We start from the raw sequence: 17,369 nt of genomic DNA on the forward strand, positions 1-17,369 counted from the left end.
AGAGGCCGAATCAAAGGATATATCATGAAGCGTTCAATTCTGTTTGCTCTTGCCCTTGGCATCTCCCTTCCGCTGGCAGCCCAGGCCCAGTCACCTGACCAGAACCAGGGCAGCGGGCAGGGCGAACATCGTGGCCATGGCGGTCATGGCCATCACGGTGGCAGGCATGGTGGCCACGGCAACCATGGGGGCCAGGGCGGCGGTCACCAGAATGGAGGTGACCAAAACGGCGGTCCCGGTGACGAACGGGGTGATCGCGGTGGTGACAACCGCGGCGACCAGAACCATGGCCCCGGCGAGCGTGGCAACCGTGGCAGCGACAGCCAGAATGGCAACCGGAGTGAGCACGACGGTGATCGTGGTGGCGACCGCAATGGTGGCTGGAACCAGAACAGCAGCAATTCCAACTGATCCCGTCCCTCAAGCGGAAGGCCCGGCGTATTGCCGGGCCTTTTTTGTTGAAAACACCGGAGACGCGCCATGCTGCCCGGTCATTGTGAACACACCCGGCAGAAAAGCACGCTGACAGGCAGGAACGCGCATGCAACCTGTCACCGGCCCTTTCCGTTGCACGTGGACCTGTCAGAGGAGGAACGTCATGTTCAGGATGCAGGTCAGAAATAATCCGGATATTCCCGTGCCGTCTGAACCGCCGACCACGGTGCCACCACCCACACCCATTCCGGATCCCGGGCCTGACCCGGATGACGGTCCGCTGGATGATCCCCGACCGGATATACCGGACTGGGGCAGTGATGACGAACCGCTTGATCCGCCCACGGATGACCCGCTTGATCCGTTTGCACCCAATGAGAAAGACAGGGGAAGCGTCGAAGACTGGTAAGCTGCGGGTTTACATTTCGTGACGGGAACACAGCCGGTTAGCGGATTAAGGTTGGGGTTCCAACAGGTGAGATGCCGCTACTCTCCATGTCCAACCATAATACAGGACGTGTCTTCACGTTCTTCGTACCTGTCCTCGTGATGGCTATATCAGGCTGTCACCAACTGCCCGACCATACCGATAAATGCTGGCGCGCGCCATCGTCGCACAATAGTAGCGTGCATGGCAGCATAACCACGGGCTTTGGCGTCGGCAGCGGGCGCGGCATGATGGGTGGTTTTCCCATGGGCGGCATGACAGGCGCAGGCGGTATGCCCGGCCCGATGCCGACGGGTATGGGGCCCGGCATGGAGCAGAGCAGTCCCTTCACGGAAGAACAGACCGCCAGGAACAGCCTGCCAAAAGACTGCATGCCGCCTGATTTCCCCATGCGCGCACAAAGTTCCGCCCACCAGACGACCACCCCGCCAACCCAGCCTGCGGTCCAGCAGGTTCCCGATACGGTAGAAGTATCCGGCATCCGCATCGGTCCGTGAACTGATCCATGTCTTATATCCATTCTGAATGGAAATGATCAGTTCTCATGTCGCATATACAGTACAGTCGCGACATAGAGTCAGAGGGCTGCGCGGGAGTTCGTGACGGGATGAGAAGAGGGGAGAGAGGCTCGCCTACGCCCGTCATGGAGTTCACCGTCATGACGATCCGAATGCCTGGATCAGCCAGGCCCCTGTCTGATCCGTTAAAGCCGATGTGCGATATCCGACTTCTGCCTCATCAGTCAGGCAATCGGCCTGCAACCCGAAAACTCGGGGCAGGACATCCGGCACGACCGTTTTTCAGACCGAAACCGGACAGGATTCCCATGGAGATCCTGCAGTCCAAGCAGGCTGCCGCCTGCAAGTCTTTCTATCCGGTTCCCCTATCACCGGCCAGATCGGTTGCGGCCGCGTAGCTTCGTGCCGTCTTAATCAGTTCCGTTCCGTAACTGCTTCACAGGCAGTCGGGAACACTCCGGTATGCCCCGGAAGCAGCATGGCATCGCCATTCATACCGGGAAGTCCTGCAGACATCAGGAACACGAAACAGATTGATCCCAACAGACAAGACATGGAGGATCTGAACATGGACGCAACGGAATACAGACCCGACAACAGACTTCTACGTCTACGGGAGGTTACTGAAAGAACCGGACTGAGCCGGGCAACCATTTACCGGCATATCAGTAAAGGGACGTTCCCCAGACCACGCAAACTGTCCAGCGGCACAATTCGCTGGCATTCCGGCATTATCGAGGACTGGATCAACACCGCTGGAACATCAGGCACCTGACCGGCGTTTTGTCGCAATCAGTTCCCCGAGGCTGACCTGGCCTTCGCTGACCAGGTCAGCCCAGACCTGCGCCAGTTCACGCCGCCGCTCCAGATAGATCGCCCGATTGTACGCGCCTTCCACTTTATCCTTGAGCGAATGGGCCAGCATCACATCGATCACCTGCCGGTCACTTCTGAAACGCTCGTTCATGATGGTGGAAAACGATGCCCGGAAGCCATGCGGTACATGGCAGTGATGGAAACCCGCACGGTTAAGCAGATAACCCAGTGCATTTTCACTCATGACCTGTCTGGGGCGACGCGTATTGGGAAACAGATGCGGCCATCGCCCGCTGAATGGCCGGAGCGCCTCAAGGGTCGCAACGGCCTGCCGGGAAAGCGGCACCAGATGGTCGCGCTTCATTTTCATCCGTTCCGCCGGAATATTCCACAGGGGCTTTGGTCCATCGAGACCCTCAAAGTCAGCCCATTGTGCGAACCGTAATTCGCCTGGCCTGACAGCCGTGAGATAGAGCAGCCGCAAGGCCAGAAGGGTCACGGGATGAGCCTCTTCGGCTTCTGTCCTGTGGACGAGGCTGCGTAAGCCTTCCAGATCCGTAATGGCGGGCTGCCGACCTCGTATGACGGGACGAAGGGCAGGCGCTACAACCGCAGCAGGATCGGAGGAACCACAACCAGATGCGATGGCATGCACAAACACATCGCTCATGCGCTGACGGATGCGGTGGGCCGTCTCGATTGCCCCACGATCCTCGATCTGCCTCAGCACTGCAAGGACGACGGGAGGGGTAATCCCATTGATCGGAACATGACCGAGTTTGGGAAAAATATCCCGTTCCAGACTGCGGATCACATCAAATGCATGGCGCGTGGCCCACAGAACCTTGCGCTGTTCATACCATTCGCGCGCGACAGCTTCAAAGGTCGTTGCCGTATTCACACGCGCGGCAAGGCGCACGATCTTTGCCTCCATCGAAGGATCACGACCTTCGCGAAGAATACGCCGGGCTTCTTCCCGCTCGGCCCGCGCTTCGGCCAGCGAGACACCAGGATAATGCCCGAGCGTCAGCAGTTTCTCCCGCTTTTCGAATTTGTAGCGGTACCGCCAGATCTTCTTTCCCGCCGGGGTGATATGCACGAACAGTCCGCCCGTGTCTGCCAGTCGCCAGGCCCTGTCTGCCGGCTTGGCCGAGCGGATTTTAGCGTCGGTCAGCATCGCAATCTCCATACCCGCTATGCCTGTTCTTCATACCCGCTCCATACCCGCTTTCTGACGAGATAGGATGAGACAAAACAGGAACTTTCGAGATGAAGAATGCGCCAAAACTGGCTGAAAACCAAGCTTTTTGACGCTATTTCACATTGTCTGAGAAGGAGAATTGGCGGAGGGGAAGGGATTCGAACCCTCGATACGACTTGACATCGTATAACGGTTTAGCAAACCGCCGCCTTCAGCCACTCGGCCACCCCTCCGCCGAAGAGCGCGTATTATAAGTAACACGGCGTTTGCAGGGCTGCTTCTATCGTGTTGCAGCAACCCTGCATAGCCCTAAAATGCGTTAAAGCCGGTTTTTACAAAACTTTTTTCAGGGCTTCGTTCACCATGGCCGGATTGGCCTTGCCCGCCATGGCTTTCATCACCTGGCCCACAAAAAAGCCGAACAGCCGGTCCTTGCCGCCACGGTATTCTTCCACCTTGTCGGCATTACGGGCCATCACGTCGGCTACAGCAGCATCGATCGCGCCGGTGTCGGTCACCTGCTTGAGGCCCTTACGCTCCACAATGGCGGCGGCGCTGTCGCCAGTCTCGAGCATGTCCTCGAACACTTCCTTGGCAATCTTGCCATTGATGGTCTTGTCGGACACCAGATCCAGCATGCCGCCAAGGGCCGCAGCCGAGATCGGGCTGTCGGTAATGGTGCGGCCAGTGCGGTTGAGCGCACCGAACAGGTCGCCCGTTACCCAGTTGGCGGCAAGGCGGGCATCGCGGCCCTTGGCCACTTCCTCGTAATAATCGGCAATGGCCTGCTCAGCCACCAGCACGCTGGCATCGTAGCGGGGGATGCCATACTGCTTGATGAAGCGGTCGCGCTTGTCATCCGGCAGTTCGGGCAGGGCACGCTCCAGTTCGTCCACCCAGGCCTGTTCTACAACCAGCGGCAGCAGGTCGGGGTCGGGGAAGTAGCGGTAATCGTGCGCATCTTCCTTGCTGCGCAGCGAGCGGGTCTCGTTACGCGAGGGGTCGAACAGGCGCGTTTCCTGATCCACTTCGCCGCCATCCTCCCACACCTCGATTTGGCGCGTGGCCTCGACCTCGATGGCGTGCATGACATAACGGATCGAGTTGACGTTCTTGATCTCGCAGCGCGTGCGGAACGGTTCGCCCGCCTTGCGCACCGACACGTTCACATCGGCACGCATGGAGCCTTCCTCCATGTTGCCATCGCATGTGCCCAGATAGCGCAGGATCTGGCGCAGCTTGCGCAGATAGGCGCCAGCTTCCTCCGGGCAGCGGATGTCGGGCTCGCTCACGATCTCCATCAGCGCCACGCCAGCGCGGTTGAGGTCGATGAAGGAGCGGGCAGGGTCCTGGTCATGCATGGACTTGCCCGCATCCTGCTCCATGTGCAGGCGCGTGATGCCGATATGGCGCACGGTGCCATCGGCCAGTTCGATCTCGACCGTGCCTTCGCCCACGATCGGGTGGGTGAACTGGCTGATCTGGTAGCCCGTGGGCAGATCGGCATAGAAGTAGTTCTTGCGGTCGAACCGGCTTTCCAGGTTGATGCGCGCGCGCAGGCCGAGCCCGGTGCGGATGGCCTGGGCCACGCATTCCTGGTTCAGCACCGGCAGCATGCCCGGAAAGCCCGCATCGACCAGGCTCACATGCGTGTTCGGCTCGCCGCCATAGGACGCCGATGCCCCGGAGAACAGCTTGGAATGGCTGATGACCTGCGCATGGACCTCAAGGCCCACCACGATTTCCCAAGCGCCGGTCCTGCCTTCGATCGTATAGGTCATTTCGCGGCCTCCGCACGGATGGCAGGACGGTGGGTGAAGCCTGCGGCCTGTTCCAGCGCGCTGCCGGTGGCCAGCAGGGTTTCCTCGTCAAACGGGCGACCGATGAGCTGCAGGCCCAGCGGCAGGCCGGTCGCCCCCAGTCCCACGGGCACGGACATGGCGGGCATGCCAGCCATGGAGGCCGGCACGGTGAAAATATCGTTCAGGTACATCTGGACCGGATCATCACTCTGTTCACCCTGCACGAAGGCAGGGGTGGGTGCCGTGGGGGTGAGCAGCACATCCACCTTCTGGAAAGCCTCGGTAAAGTCGCGGCGGATGAGCGTACGCACCTTCTGGGCCTTCAGGTAATAGGCATCATAATAGCCAGCCGAGAGCACGTAGGTGCCCATCATGATGCGGCGGCGCACCTCGGGGCCGAAGCCTGCGCGGCGGGTGGCTTCATACATGGCATCGAGCGTATCACCCGGCACGCGCTCGCCAAAACGCAACCCGTCATAGCGGGCGAGGTTGGACGAGCACTCGGCAGGAGCCACGATGTAATAGGTGGCAAGGCCGTATTTGGTGTGGGGCAGGGACACATCCACGATCTCGCAGCCTGCCGCCTTGAGCCATGCGATGCCCTGCTGCCAGGCCGCCCCGATTTCGGCGGAGAGGCCCTCGGCGCGGTATTCGGCGGGAATGCCCACCTTCAGCCCCTTGAGGCTCCGGCCTATGGCTGCGGAATAATCCGGCACGTCGCAGTTGACGCTGGTGCTGTCGCGCTCGTCAAATCCGGCCATGGACTGGAGCATGATGGCGCAGTCGCGCACGCTGCGCGCCATGGGGCCTGCCTGGTCAAGCGAGGAGGCATAGGCAATGGTGCCAAACCGGCTGCACCTGCCATAGGTGGGCTTGAGCCCGACAATGCCGCAATAGGCGGCAGGCTGGCGGATGGACCCGCCGGTATCGGTGCCGGTTGCCCCCATGGCCAGCCCGGCGGCCACGGCGGCGGCCGACCCACCCGACGAGCCACCAGGCACCAGCGCCGCGTCATCGCCATTGCGCTTCCACGGGTTTTCAACTGGGCCAAAGGCGGAGGTGATGTTGGCCGACCCCATGGCGAATTCATCAAGGTTGGTCTTGCCCACGAACACCGCGCCATCGCGCAGCAGGTTGGCCGTGACCGTGCTTTCATAGGGGGGCACGAAGTTCCTGAGGATGTTGCTTGCCGCCGTGGTCCGCACGCCATTGGTACAGAACAGGTCCTTGATGCCGAGCGGGATGCCGGTCAGGCTGCGGGCCTCGCCCCTGGCCAGCACCTCATCCGCCTGCTGCGCGGCCTTGAGCGCTGCCTCACGGGTGGGGGTGATGTAGGCGTTCAGGCGCGGGTTGAGCGCGTCGATGGCATCGACATGCGCGCGCACCAGTTCCACGGCGCTGAATTGGCGCGCACGCAGGCCGCTTGCGGCATCGGCAATTGTCAGTTCGGTCAGGCTCATCTTATTCAACAACCTTGGGCACGGTATAGAAGGGGCCAACGGCGTCAGGCGCGTTGGACAGTACGGCATCGCGGCAGTTGCCATCGGTCACCACGTCCGGGCGCGTGCGCAGGGCGGCATGGCCCGTGCCGACCATGGGGGTCACCCCCTCGACATCGACCTCATTCAACTGCTCGACCCAGCCGAGGATCCCGTTAAGCTCCCCTTGCAGGGCGGGAACATCAGACTCGTCAATACCAATCCGTGCCAGTCTGGCAATGCGGCGGACGGTCGCGGGATCAAGCGACATGAAGCAATAACTTTCCATCAGAACAGGGGCAGAATATCCTGCAACGCAGGACCGCTGAGGAACATACCCCCGACCATGCCCCTGTTCAACATATCCGATCTCCGCGCAGGCCTGCGCCGCGACCAGCGCCTGCTTGGCCTTGACCCCGGCAAAAAGACAATCGGCATCGCCCTGTCTGATGTGGGCCTGATGCTGGCCTCCCCGCATATGGGGCTCAAGCGCGCAAAACTGTCGGTCAATGCGGCGGAAATCGGCAGGATTGCCCGCGCGCAGGATGTGGGCGGCCTGGTGGTGGGCCTGCCGCTGTCGCTTGATGGCAGCTTCGGCCCCGCAGCCCAGGCCGCGCGCGACTGGACGCTGAACCTGTCCGACATGACCGGCCTGCCTGCGGCCATGTGGGATGAACGGCTGTCTTCCTCCGCCGTCAACCGCTTCCTCATTGCCGAGGCCGACATGACGCGCCAGCGCCGGGGCGAGGTGGTGGACCAGATGGCGGCGGCCTATATCCTTCAGGCCGCCCTCGATGCATCGATCCCGCAAGGGCAAGGGTAGGGACACTTTCGAATTCGTGATGGCATGACTGGATTGTGCCAAAACCGGACCCCGGCGGTGCGGGGGCTGCTATGCTGCCCCCACCACCGGCGCGCACCGGGACGTGACCCCTCCCAAACGCTTCTCTCGCCGGACCCATGTTGCATAAACAAGGATGCCCGGCCATGCGCCTGCCACACCTGCCGTACCTTCATATCCATGTGCATGACCGCCCGCTGGCAGGCGACCCGCACCCGCACAACCTGTTTCACTGGAAGCTGTATTTCTGCGAGGCGATCGCCACCGCCATCCTCATGATCCTTGGCCTGAGTGCTGTCATCCTGCTCAGCGCGCCTGCCAGCCCGCTGGGTGCGGTGCTCATGCACCATCCCTATATCCAGACCGCGCTGTGCGGGCTGTGCTTTGGCCTGTCAGGCACGGCAGCGGCCATGACGCCGTTCGGCAAAGTCAGCGGGGCGCATATCAACCCTTCCGTCACACTGGCGTTCTCCCTGGCCAAGCGCATCGGCGGGGTGGATGCGCTCAATTACATGATCGCGCAGGTCATCGGCGCCTTTATCGGCACGGCGGTGGTGTATGAAGCGGGCAGGCTGATCGCCTGGTGGGGCAACATGGCCGTGGCGGTGCATTATGGCGCCACCGTGCCGTATGGCCAGATCTCGGTCTGGTGGGCCATGTGGTCGGAAATGTTCGTGACCGCGGCGCTGATCGCCATGCTGTACTGGCTGGCCGCCCACCCGCGGTGGAAGTTCATCACGCCCTGGTCGGGCGGGTTGTTCTTTCTCGTGCTCAACCCCATTACGGCATGGCTTTCGGGCAATAGCGTCAATTTTGCCCGCACGCTGGCCCCGGCACTGTTTGCCGGGCAGTGGTCGGGGCTATGGATATACGTGGTGGGGCCTTTTGCCGGGGCGTCGCTTGCGGTCATGGCCATCCGCATGAACCTTCTGGGCAAGTTGCACCTGCTTGAGGCGCGTCTGGTCAATTTTGGCCATCATGGCCGCGTGCCGGGGCTTGATGACCCGCACCGCAAGCTCAACCACCCCGATGACCCCGACCATGTGCCCCCCGCCGCCAGCGGCACGTCGGGGCCGGGCTGAGCTGGCAGGCCCGCGCAAGGCGCAACCCACACGTGACATATTCCGTTATTTTGCTACGGGGGAATTAGCGGCCATAGTGCCGCGCCGCCATGCCTGCCATGGGCTGCCGAGGGAGAGTGCATAAGAATGAAGCGTTTTTTCAACACGCGCGAAACCGTTGTCACCGAAGCGCTGGACGGGTTCCTGCGTTCAAGTGCTGGCCATCACCTGTGCCGCCTGGATGGCTACCCTGATACCTGCGTCATCATGCGCCGCGAGATCGACCGGCGCGAGGTTTCGGTCATTTCAGGGGGCGGGTCGGGGCATGAGCCTGCGCATGCGGGTTTTGTCGGCCATGGCATGCTGACGGCCGCGGTGTGTGGCGCACTGTTCGCCTCTCCCTGCGTCGATGCGATCCTGGCCGCGATCCTGGCCACGACGGGGGAGGCAGGCTGCCTGCTGGTGGTCAAGAACTATACCGGCGACCGGCTGAACTTCGGCCTCGCCGCCGAGCGCGCCCGCGCGCTGGGCAAGAAGGTGGAAATGGTGACCGTGGGCGATGACATCGCCCTGCCGGGTTCAACAACCCCGCGTGGTGTTGCGGGCACGGTACTGGCGCACAAGCTGGCGGGCTATGGCGCGGCACAGGGCTGGTCGTTCGAGCATGTGACCGAATTCGTGCGCGATGGCACGCGACGCATGCGCACCATTGGCCTGGCACTGGAAGACTGCAACCCCTATGAGCCCGCCCGCGCCAGCCGCCTGACCTCCGACCAGGCGGAGCTTGGCCTGGGCATTCATGGCGAGCCGGGCGCGCAGCGCATTGCCGTTGCCGGTGCGAATGACCTGATGGCGCTGGCCGCCAGCACGCTGGAAGCCAGCCTGCCCACCACCGTGCGCAATACCCGCTTCGCCCTCGTGCTCAACAACCTTGGCACCGTGCCGGAGGTGGAAATGGCGCTGCTGCTCGAGGCCTTCAGCCACACGCCACTTGCCCGCCGCATCTCGCACGTGATCGGCCCGGCACCGCTCATGACGGCGCTGGACATGAACGGCTTCTCGCTCACCCTGATCGAACTTGACGAGGCCATCACCACCGCCCTGCAGGCTCCCGCCCAGCCACGCGCATGGCCCGGCATCACCCCATTCGGCAGCCCCAGCGTGGCCCCCATGCCCGCCATGCCCGATGCCTTTCCCTTCACGCCCAGCCATAATGCGGCTGTTGCCAGCCTGCTGGCGCGGGGGGCTGAAATACTGGTGGCGAACGAAGCGGCGCTGAACGAACTCGATGGCAAGATCGGCGATGGCGATGCAGGCTCCACCTTTGCCAGTGCTGCGCGTGACATCACCGCCGTGCGCGACCGCCTGCCCATGAACGACCCGCACCAGCTCATGGCCACCATCGGCAATATCCTGACCCAGCATGCCGGTGGCTCGAGCGGGGTGCTGTTCGCCATCATGTTCTCGGCGGCAGGCCACAGCAAACAGCCCTGGCAGCAGGCCCTGCGTGAAGGGCTGGCCCATATGATGGAATGCGGCGGCGCCAAGCCGGGCGACCGCACCATGATCGACGCGCTGCACCCCGCCCTTGAAGTGCTGGCCGCAGGCGGCACGCTGCAACAGGCTGCCAAAGCCGCGCGCAAGGGTGCGGATGCCACCACCACCATGGACAGCGCCCGCGCAGGCCGCGCCGCCTATGTGCCCAGCGAGCATGTGCGCAACGTGCCCGACCCCGGTGCCGAGGCCGTGGCCCGCCTGCTTGAAGGGCTGGCCGCTGGCTGAAACACCATGCGGAACAATGACCGGCTGGTGGTTGTTCCGCGCGGGGCAAAATCTCATCGCCCCAAGGGGTAGCGCATGATAACAGATGGCTACCCCGGCCAGAAAATCAGGCCTTGCGAACGAATTCGGATTTCAGGTTGATGGCGCCGATACCCGCGATCTTGCAGGCAATATTGTGCCCGTCCGTGCCATCGACCAGACGGATGCCCTTGACCTTGATGCCGCCCTTGATCACGGAGGACGCCCCCTTGATCTTGAGGTCCTTGATCACCGTCACACTGTCGCCATCGGCAAGCACGTTGCCGTTGGCATCGCGGATCTCGCCGGGGCCATCCGCAGCACCTGCTGTATTGTCCTTGGGGTTCCATTCACACCCGCATTCAGGGCAGGTCCACAGGCTGCCGTCGGGATAGACATGTTCGCACCCGCATTCGGGGCATTTGAGGTCGTGTTCCATAAGTATCCTTACTGTCTGGGCCTATGCCCATAAAGCACCCGGGCCCTGACAGAAAGGATATGGATCATGCGGAGGCGATTTTCTGGCCGCATGCTCCCTATTGCTGGGGCGCCGTGCCGCCATGGGTGCTGACACCGGGGCCACCACCGCCATCCGAGCCGCCACCGGCGGGCTTGGGTTTGTCGCATCCGGCAAGGCAGGTCAGAACGGCAGCCGCCATCATCATCCGCGCAAGGTTTCGCACTGGTTTTCTCCCCTCCAGCTATTCTGGCTCTCAAGAGGGGTAAAGCGCCGGACCGCGCCACGGTTGCGTATAAAAATGGGGGTGCGCCGCGCCAGCAGGGCTGCGGCACACATCTCGCGCATGCGCATGCAGCAGCGATGACGGTGCTGGAAGGAAGGGTGTTCCATCCGGTGCCTGTCCGTCTGTTCGGGGCCGCCCTAGCGGACAGCCTGCTTGCGGAAAAAACGCTCGACAGCCAGCATGCCAAGCAACAGCGCGACGCCAAAGCCTTCGCGTGTATGGTCGATGAGGTAACGCATAACGGCCTCCTCCATTTGGCTTGTCAGCTTCATACTGACGGATCATCCACGCCAGCGGAAGTAAAAACGCACATACGGCTCTTCACGATATGGAACTGATCGCACGGGCGGGGCTGTCGTTTCGTGCCTTGCCCAAAATAAATTCCTTGGAGAATTCAGGCAGGCGCCAGGGGCCTGCCTTGCCAGCGTCGGGCACTCCGGCATAGGAAAAAGGCCATGACCCGCATTTTCATTGATGCCGATGCCTGCCCGGTGCGCGACGAGACCTATCGCGTCGCACTGCGCTACGGGCTGCATACCTTTGTCGTCTCCAACAGCCTGCTGGCCGTGCCAGCCTCGCCCCTGATCGAACGCGTGGTGGTAACGCAGGGCATGGACGTGGCGGATGACTGGATTGCCGCGCATGCAGCCGCGCATGACATTGTCATATCAGCCGATATTCCGCTTGCCGCGCGCTGTGTCGCGCGCGGGGCCTGCGTGCTCGACCCCAAGGGGCGCATTCTTGATGATAACGCCATCGGCATGGCGCTGGCCGTACGCAACCTCATGACCGACCTGCGTGACACTGGCGTCGTGACCCAGAGCAATCGCGGCTTTACCCGCGCGGACCGCTCCACGTTTCTCTCAGCCCTTGATACCGCCGTAGTCAAGGCCCGCAAGCGCGCGGCAGGGCATGGGCGGCCGCTGCCCATCGTGCCGCCTACGGCATGAGTGTGGCTGGCGCGTAAAAAAAGCCGCCCGCTCCACGGGGAACGGACGGCACGAAGGTCGTGAACGCCGCCTTTATGAAAAAGCAGGCGGCGCCCAAAAACGTTTACTCTTTAATTTTCCGCCTTACTTCTGCACAGCCTTGGCAAACAGGGCGGAGATCGCATCCTGCGCCTCGGTCTGGATGGCCTTCAGGTGGGCCGCGCTCTTGAAGCTCTCGGCATAGATTTTATAGACATTTTCCGTGCCGGAGGGGCGGGCTGCAAACCAGCCATCCTTGGCCGAGACCTTAAGGCCACCAATGGCCGCGCCATTGCCCGGCGCGTTGGTCAGCGTGCTGACAATCGGCTCGCCCGCAAGCTCGCTCATGCCGATCTGCTCGGGCGAGAGGTTTTTCAGGATCGCCTTCTGCGCCGGATCAGCAGGCGCATCGATGCGGGCGTAGTACGGCGTGCCAAGGCGCTTGGTCATGGCCTCGTATGCGGCGCCGGGGGTCTGCCTGGTGCGGGCCGTGATCTCGGCGGCGAGCAGGCCGAGGATGATGCCGTCCTTATCCGTGCTCCACACCGTGCCATCGCGGCGCAGGAAGGAAGCACCCGCACTTTCCTCGCCACCAAAGCCGAGCGTGCCGTTATACAGGCCATCGACAAACCACTTGAAGCCAACCGGCACTTCCACCAGCTTGCGGCCGATTTCCTTGGCCACGCGGTCGATCATGCTGCTGCTGACCACCGTCTTGCCCACACCGGCTGCGGGGCTCCAGTTGGCGCGGTTGTTGAACAGGAACTCGATGGCGGTGGCAAGGTAGTGGTTGGGGTTCATCAGCCCGTACTTGCCCGACACGATGCCATGGCGGTCGGCATCGGTATCGTTGGCGAAGGCTATGTCAAAACGATCCTTCATCTGCACCAGGCGCGCCATGGCGTAGGGCGATGAGCAGTCCATGCGGATCTGGCCATCCCAGTCGGCGGTCATGAAGCGAAAGGTGGGGTCGACTTCCTTGCTCACGATGGTGGCGTTGATGCCGTATTTATCAATGATCGGCTGCCAGTAATCCACCGCCGCCCCGCCCAGCGGGTCGATGCCGATCGAGATGCCGGATTCACGGATGATGTCCATGTCCACCACGGCGGCGAGGTCATCCACATACGGGTTGATGTAGTCATGCCGCTTCGTGGTGGGAGCCTTGAGTGCCTGCTCGAACGATACGCGGGCCACACCCTGCATGCCCTTGGCCATGTAGTCGTTGGCCGCGTTCTCGATCACCTTGGTGATGTCGGTATCCGCCGGGCCGCCATGGGGCGGGTTGTATTTGAAGCCGCCATCCTCGGGCGGGTTGTGCGATGGCGTGATCACCACGCCATCGGCAAGGTCGCTGCTGCGGCCACGGTTGCACGTCAGGATGGCATGCGAGATGACGGGAGTGGGGGTGTAGCCGTCCTTGTCATCAATGCGCACTTCAATGCCATTGGCGGCAAAGACTTCAAGGGCTGACTTCAGCGCCGGGCGCGAGAGCGCATGCGTGTCGATGCCGATGAACAGCGGCCCGGTAATGCCTGCGCCCTTGCGATAGTCGGCAATGGCCTGGCTGATCGAGAGGATATGGTTTTCATTGAAGCTGGTATGCAGCGATGAGCCCCGGTGCCCCGAGGTGCCAAACGCCACCCGCTGCGTTGCAATGGCGGGATCAGGCTTGCGGGTATAATAGGCATCAAGCAGGGCATCGATATTGACAAGACGGTCCGGATCGACCGGCTTGCCGGCAAAAGGGCTTACGCTGGGCATTGACTGCTCCCGAAATACATTATGAAAAAGCGCATATTCCAACAAATTCCCTTATAGCCCGCCCCGGCGGGCGTCCAGCCACGCAAGGCGGGAAAATGAACCGGGGGCGGTAAGGAAATGCATCATGCCACGACACTGGCGCGCGCTTTGGGGGAATGACATTGAACTATATCAAAATCCGGACCTTTTTCGTTTCCTTGCCCGTGCATCACGTTCCCGCGTGGGCCTGTTGCGCGGGGCAGGGGGCGTGCCCATTCTAGAAGGCATGAACACCCCCACCGCCCCCGATCATGCCGAACACCTGCGCCGCAACCGGCTTGAGCGCCTGCTCAGGCGCCTGCCCGCGCGGGGCGAACAGGCCATGCGCTGGCTGCTGCAACCCGGCCGGGTCATCCTGCGCGGCATTATGGGCGGGCTGCTGATCGTGGGGGGCGTGTTCAGCTTCCTGCCGGTGCTGGGGGTATGGATGCTGCCGCTGGGCATTATCCTGCTGGCCGAGGACGTGCCTTTCCTGCGCAGGCTGAGCGCGCGCATGCTGGCGTGGATCGAGCGCCGCCACCCGAACTGGCTGGCGCCTGCCACACCGCAGGAGGCGGAGAAAAAAAGCCTGGTCTAACCCGCGCAGGCCGGTCGGCGCAGGCCTGCCGCCGCCACGATCAGGGCATTGGCCGCAAGCCCGATCAGGCCGGGATTGACCCCTTGGGGCATGAGGCCCGCCCAGTACAGCCCCACCGCCAGCCCGTCCCCCGCCACAAGCCCTGCCGCAATCGCCAGGGGTGGAACGCGCCATCTGCACAGCGCCACCAATAGCCCCGGTGCGATCTGGATCATGCCCAGGTAATACAGGTTGTTGAGCGTGACCATGATGCTGCCCAGCCCCGCCGCCCCGGCAGCCGAGAGCAGCAGATAGACCCCGATCACGACCTGCGCGCCCACGCGCTGCCCCCGGTCCGACAGGCCATGGAGCATGTTGCGCGAGACCAGCGGCCCGATGGCAAGGCACACGCCTGCCAGGATGACCAGCGCCGAGACCGCGCACCCGCCCGCGACAATGCCCTGCATCCACGGTGGCAGGGTAGTGGTGATGCCCAGCATGAACACGTCATTGGCCGATGGCACAGCCAGGCCGCGCCTGCGCACATATTCCGCGATCATGTACAAAAAGGGGAACATGAGCATGTAAAGCGGCATGAGGATCTGGTTGCGCCGCACCATCCGCGCCGAACGCGCGGTAAACACGAAGGCCACCGCCTGCGGCGTGATGCACAGCCCCAGCGACTGGAGCACGATGGTGGAGACCACGAACATGTCCTGCCGCGCCGGCACGGCGGCAGCAGGGGTTGCCACATAGGCCGCAGGCAGGCCCGAGGCCAGCAGGGCAGCACTCCCTCCGGCCACGATGGCCAGCACCAGCAGCACATCCTTCAGCACCGATACATAGGCCGGTGCGCGCACGCCCGCCAGCGCCACCCAGCCAAAGGTCATGCCCGCGCCAGCGCCTGCCAGCACGGCGGGGGTGACATGCCAGTGCAGGCTGCGCATGACCGATATCAGGCCGGTAAACTGCATCTGCCCCAATGGCAGCAGAAAGGCCACGGCATTGGCCGCCACCACGACTTCGAGCAATCTGCTGCCAAAATGGGCACGAAAGATATCGGCCAGCGTCATGCTGCCCGTCCTGCGCCCCAACTGCCATAACAGCGGCGCCAGCACGAACCCGACGGGGTAGGACAGCAGGATATACCCCATGAACCACCCGGCAAACGCCGCGCCATGCAGGTAGACCCCGGTGGAAAAGCCCAGCACGCTGCCAATGCTGTAGGTCTCGCCAATGGTCAGGAAAAAGACCAGCAGGCCCCCTAGCTGCCCGGACGCAACAAAGAAATCACGCGCATTGCCACTGCCGCGCCGCACCCGCGCATAGACCGCCAGGGCAATGGAGGCCGCAATGACCAGCCCGAAGCTGAGGAATTCCATTCAGTCCGCCCGCGCCCGGCCCAGCCACCACGCCACCGCCATGCAGCCCGGCACCAGCACCATGCAGGCAAACAGCCACGCCACCGCCGGGGGAAAGCCCATGACCATGCCATCAACCCGCTCAAACAGCACAAAGCCGCCAATAACCAACACATAAGGCAGGCCCAGCCCCACACCCAGCGTAAGCGGCGTGGTGGCGGATCGTGGTTCGCTGGCGTTATCCGGGGTATCAGGCACGCGCGTCAGGCCCTGAAGGCAGCGGAGACGGCGGCAGGCAGGCGAAATGCCGCTTTCAGCGCGGCTTCGCCTTCCTGCGGCCCACAACGGACAGGCGGGTGGTGACGAGGTCGTACCCCATCTCGCGCACGATATTGTCCAGCAGGGCATCGAGTTCGGGATTTTCGAACTCGATCACCTTGCCGCTATCGGCGTCGATCAGGTGGTAATGATCGCCATGATCGCCATCGGCCACTTCGTAACGTGCCCGACCGCCACCAAAATCACGGCGCTGGAGAATGCCGTTTTCCTCGAACAGGCGCACGGTCCGGTACACCGTGGCAATGGAAATGCGTGGATCGACCTCCACCGCGCGGCGGTACAGTTCCTCCACATCCGGGTGGTCGTCACTATCCGACAGGACAAAGGCAATCGTCCTGCGCTGGCCCGTCAGCTTCAGGCCGCGTTCACGGCACAGGTCGGCCAGGGGAGAATCGGGAAAAGTCGGCTCTTTCATCGCCTCATAGCATAATGCATACAGACCGCCCCGGTCCAGTAGGGATAAGCGGTGCGGGTTGTCGATTTTAATTGCAAATGATAATCTTTCTCATTAATAGGGTCTCATCAACACATTCAGGGAGCGGGCTCAGCCACGGCCCGAGCGGATGATGACCGACACCACAGTTTTCATGAATGATCTTTCATCCAGCGAACGCCTGCTGGTCTGGTGCGTGCGCCGCCTGAGCGGGCAGGGTGACGGCGCGCGCGGCACGCCGGGGCTGGCGCTGCCGTGCTTCCGGGCTGATTTTGCTGCTGTCATCGAGGCGTTCCGCATGGCCATGAACCGGCTGCGCGCCTACCAGCGCACGCCGGTGGACGTGGCGATCTGCTCGGCCACGCACCTGACCGGCACGGAAAACCGCTTCCTGCTCGCCGCCACCGCCGCACAGGAAGGGCGCGAGGGCGAGGTGCGCCGCATGCTGCGGCCCGTCTTCGTTCACCATCATGTGCTCTCGCCCTTTGCCGCCGCCATTACGCAACTCGGCGCATGCCTTGCAGGGGCGGGGTACTGGCTGCCGCGGCGGGGCACCATGCTGGCAGCATCCAGCCGAGTACCCGTCGCACGACAGGTGGGGCCTGCCATGGCGCACCCTGCGCCCCATGCGCCACAGGCCCAGCCCGTGGGCGCAGGCTGCCTTGCGGCCATGCGCTGGCACAACGGCGACATGGGCCACGCGCAGGTCATGTGGCCCGCTCCCGCTGCGGGCGTGCAGACAGGCAGCCTGTAAAAACACCAGAGG

At 62.9% G+C, this 17,369-nt stretch carries 20 protein-coding genes and 1 tRNA gene; 10 read left to right on the forward strand and 11 right to left on the reverse strand.

Translation table 11 applies throughout. The features are described 5' to 3' along the window. Window positions 1-24: 24 nt before the first annotated feature. From HNW77_RS00230 to HNW77_RS00245, 4 genes are all read left to right on the forward strand, one after another. The gene (locus HNW77_RS00230) at window positions 25-411 is read left to right on the forward strand and encodes a hypothetical protein (RefSeq protein WP_172154265.1); all 387 of its coding nucleotides are present in this window, start codon (window positions 25-27) and stop codon (window positions 409-411) included. A gap of 187 nt (window positions 412-598) precedes the next feature. Then, window positions 599-844, forward strand: a complete 246-nt coding sequence (locus HNW77_RS00235) for a hypothetical protein (RefSeq protein ID WP_172154267.1) — start codon at window positions 599-601, stop codon at window positions 842-844. 86 nt (window positions 845-930) lie between these two features. Beyond that, on the forward strand, window positions 931-1,380 hold the full coding sequence (locus tag HNW77_RS00240; RefSeq protein ID WP_241694197.1) for a hypothetical protein: 450 nt from the start codon (window positions 931-933) through the stop codon (window positions 1,378-1,380). A 589-nt stretch (window positions 1,381-1,969) separates the two neighbouring features. Continuing rightward, window positions 1,970-2,176: a helix-turn-helix transcriptional regulator gene (locus HNW77_RS00245; protein WP_116703424.1), complete on the forward strand. Its 207-nt coding sequence runs from the start codon at window positions 1,970-1,972 to the stop codon at window positions 2,174-2,176. On the opposite strand, the gene HNW77_RS00250 is transcribed toward HNW77_RS00245, so the two are convergent. The 5 genes from HNW77_RS00250 to gatC form a co-directional block, all read right to left on the reverse strand. Beyond that, on the reverse strand, window positions 2,165-3,394 hold the full coding sequence (locus HNW77_RS00250; RefSeq protein WP_116703423.1) for a tyrosine-type recombinase/integrase: 1,230 nt from the start codon (window positions 3,392-3,394) through the stop codon (window positions 2,165-2,167). The two genes, HNW77_RS00245 and HNW77_RS00250, sit on opposite strands and share 12 nt — an antisense overlap. Window positions 3,395-3,558: 164 nt before the next feature. After that, window positions 3,559-3,651: transfer RNA gene (locus tag HNW77_RS00255), tRNA-Ser, on the reverse strand. A gap of 99 nt (window positions 3,652-3,750) precedes the next feature. Beyond that, window positions 3,751-5,199, reverse strand: coding sequence for an Asp-tRNA(Asn)/Glu-tRNA(Gln) amidotransferase subunit GatB (gatB, locus tag HNW77_RS00260; RefSeq protein ID WP_172154271.1), 1,449 nt, complete (start codon window positions 5,197-5,199; stop codon window positions 3,751-3,753). Further along, window positions 5,196-6,680 (reverse strand): Asp-tRNA(Asn)/Glu-tRNA(Gln) amidotransferase subunit GatA, encoded by a 1,485-nt coding sequence (gatA, locus tag HNW77_RS00265; protein WP_172154273.1) that lies wholly within the window; start codon window positions 6,678-6,680, stop codon window positions 5,196-5,198. Before gatA ends, gatB begins: the two co-directional genes overlap by 4 nt. A 1-nt stretch (window position 6,681) precedes the next feature. Then, a complete protein-coding gene (gene gatC / locus HNW77_RS00270; protein ID WP_172154275.1) occupies window positions 6,682-6,969 on the reverse strand; it encodes an Asp-tRNA(Asn)/Glu-tRNA(Gln) amidotransferase subunit GatC in 288 nt (95 codons plus the stop codon). Between the two features lie 75 nt (window positions 6,970-7,044). Between gatC and ruvX the strand changes: the two genes are divergently transcribed. From ruvX to HNW77_RS00285, 3 genes are all read left to right on the forward strand, one after another. Beyond that, window positions 7,045-7,521: a Holliday junction resolvase RuvX gene (gene ruvX / locus HNW77_RS00275; RefSeq protein ID WP_172154277.1), complete on the forward strand. Its 477-nt coding sequence runs from the start codon at window positions 7,045-7,047 to the stop codon at window positions 7,519-7,521. 164 nt (window positions 7,522-7,685) lie between these two features. Next, a complete protein-coding gene (locus HNW77_RS00280; protein WP_172154279.1) occupies window positions 7,686-8,621 on the forward strand; it encodes an MIP/aquaporin family protein in 936 nt (311 codons plus the stop codon). A 126-nt stretch (window positions 8,622-8,747) separates the two neighbouring features. Then, window positions 8,748-10,382, forward strand: a complete 1,635-nt coding sequence (locus tag HNW77_RS00285; RefSeq protein WP_172154281.1) for a dihydroxyacetone kinase subunit DhaK — start codon at window positions 8,748-8,750, stop codon at window positions 10,380-10,382. Between the two features lie 106 nt (window positions 10,383-10,488). On the opposite strand, the gene HNW77_RS00290 is transcribed toward HNW77_RS00285, so the two are convergent. Next, window positions 10,489-10,839, reverse strand: coding sequence for a zinc ribbon domain-containing protein YjdM (locus tag HNW77_RS00290; protein WP_172154283.1), 351 nt, complete (start codon window positions 10,837-10,839; stop codon window positions 10,489-10,491). Between the two features lie 97 nt (window positions 10,840-10,936). Then, window positions 10,937-11,083, reverse strand: coding sequence for a hypothetical protein (locus HNW77_RS00295; protein WP_167370158.1), 147 nt, complete (start codon window positions 11,081-11,083; stop codon window positions 10,937-10,939). A gap of 515 nt (window positions 11,084-11,598) precedes the next feature. On the opposite strand from HNW77_RS00295, the gene HNW77_RS00300 reads away from it, so the two are divergent. After that, a complete protein-coding gene (locus HNW77_RS00300) occupies window positions 11,599-12,093 on the forward strand; it encodes a YaiI/YqxD family protein (protein ID WP_172154285.1) in 495 nt (164 codons plus the stop codon). Between the two features lie 123 nt (window positions 12,094-12,216). Here the strand turns inward: HNW77_RS00300 and pgm are convergent, their stop codons facing one another. Further along, on the reverse strand, window positions 12,217-13,875 hold the full coding sequence (pgm, locus tag HNW77_RS00305) for a phosphoglucomutase (alpha-D-glucose-1,6-bisphosphate-dependent) (RefSeq protein WP_172154287.1): 1,659 nt from the start codon (window positions 13,873-13,875) through the stop codon (window positions 12,217-12,219). 265 nt (window positions 13,876-14,140) lie between these two features. On the opposite strand from pgm, the gene HNW77_RS00310 reads away from it, so the two are divergent. Continuing rightward, window positions 14,141-14,491: a hypothetical protein gene (locus HNW77_RS00310; protein WP_172154289.1), complete on the forward strand. Its 351-nt coding sequence runs from the start codon at window positions 14,141-14,143 to the stop codon at window positions 14,489-14,491. Here the strand turns inward: HNW77_RS00310 and HNW77_RS00315 are convergent. The 3 genes from HNW77_RS00315 to HNW77_RS00325 are packed head-to-tail and all read right to left on the reverse strand — an operon-like array spanning window position 14,488 to window position 16,585. Next, on the reverse strand, window positions 14,488-15,852 hold the full coding sequence (locus HNW77_RS00315; RefSeq protein ID WP_172154291.1) for a sodium:solute symporter family protein: 1,365 nt from the start codon (window positions 15,850-15,852) through the stop codon (window positions 14,488-14,490). The genes HNW77_RS00310 and HNW77_RS00315 overlap by 4 nt on opposite strands. Further along, window positions 15,853-16,089, reverse strand: coding sequence for a hypothetical protein (locus tag HNW77_RS00320; protein WP_172154293.1), 237 nt, complete (start codon window positions 16,087-16,089; stop codon window positions 15,853-15,855). Between the two features lie 55 nt (window positions 16,090-16,144). Then, entirely contained in the window at window positions 16,145-16,585 is a 441-nt protein-coding gene (locus tag HNW77_RS00325; protein WP_172154295.1) for a Fur family transcriptional regulator, read from the reverse strand. Between the two features lie 148 nt (window positions 16,586-16,733). Here HNW77_RS00325 and HNW77_RS00330 point away from each other — a divergent pair, with 148 nt between their 5' ends. Further along, window positions 16,734-17,357: a hypothetical protein gene (locus tag HNW77_RS00330; protein WP_172154297.1), complete on the forward strand. Its 624-nt coding sequence runs from the start codon at window positions 16,734-16,736 to the stop codon at window positions 17,355-17,357. Window positions 17,358-17,369 lie beyond the last annotated feature (12 nt).

It is taken from the genome of Komagataeibacter melomenusus (genome assembly GCF_013155395.1).
Classification (GTDB): Bacteria; Pseudomonadota; Alphaproteobacteria; order Acetobacterales; family Acetobacteraceae; genus Komagataeibacter; species Komagataeibacter melomenusus.